This window comes from Polaromonas sp. P1_G2 (assembly GCF_056405515.1).
Window position 1 is genome coordinate 1 of the sequence record NZ_JBFUBY010000550.1, and the last position, 931, is coordinate 931.

A 931-nucleotide genomic window follows, 5' to 3' on the forward strand; every position below is an offset into this window, starting at 1 on the left:
GTCCCGGGAGGATCAGCGCGACCGGGGCCCGCCCGTTTCGGCACAGACACGGCGTGAGCGTCCGCAAACGCTACAGGTGCCGCCGCTCGGCTTGAGACCGGGCACTCGGCCGGCCGAACGGGCGCCGCTCATCCTCGAAACCGCAGGCGAGGAAGGCTACCGTCTGCTCGACAGCGGCAATGGCGAAAAACTCGAACGCTATGGTTCCGTCATCGTCATCCGACCCGAGGCACAGGCGCTGTGGCCGAAGGCGCTGCCGAAATCGGAATGGGACAAAGCCGACGCGATCTTCACCGGCGATACCGACGAGGAGGGCATGGGCCGCTGGCGTTTCCCGAAGCAGGCGTTGGGCGAAACCTGGCCGATGCAATTGCTCGGCGTCGAATTCCACGGCCGCTTCACCTCTTTCCGCCACACCGGCGTGTTTCCGGAGCAGATCGCGCATTGGTCCTGGATGCGGGAGGCGGTTCAAGCGCGGATCGCCGCGAACGGCCGGCGGCCGAAAGTGCTCAATCTCTTCGGTTACACCGGCGTCGCCTCGCTGATCGCCGCGGATGCCGGCGCCGAGGTCACCCATGTCGACGCTTCGAAGAAGGCGATCGGCTGGGCCAAGGAGAACCAGCAACTGGCGCGGCTCACCGATCGCCCGATTCGCTGGATCATGGACGACGCGATGAAATTCGTCGAACGCGAGCAGCGCCGCGGCAACCGCTACGACATCGTGCTCACCGATCCGCCGAAATTCGGCCGCGGTCCGAACGGCGAGGTCTGGGAATTGTTCGACCATGTGCCGCAGATGCTCGACATCTGCCGCGACCTCCTGGCGCCCGATGCGATCGGCCTGGTGCTGACCGCCTATTCGATCCGTGCGAGTTTCTATTCGATGCACGAATTGATGATGGAGACCATGCGCGGCATGGGCGGCCTCGTC

At 65.2% G+C, this 931-nt stretch carries 1 protein-coding gene; it reads left to right on the forward strand.

Annotation, left to right across the window (positions count from 1 at the left end):
- Window positions 1–76: 76 nt before the first annotated feature.
- Window positions 77–931: RsmD family RNA methyltransferase (locus tag AC1D0P_RS26105; protein ID WP_477679377.1), on the forward strand; the 855-nt coding region annotated here is incomplete at its 3' end.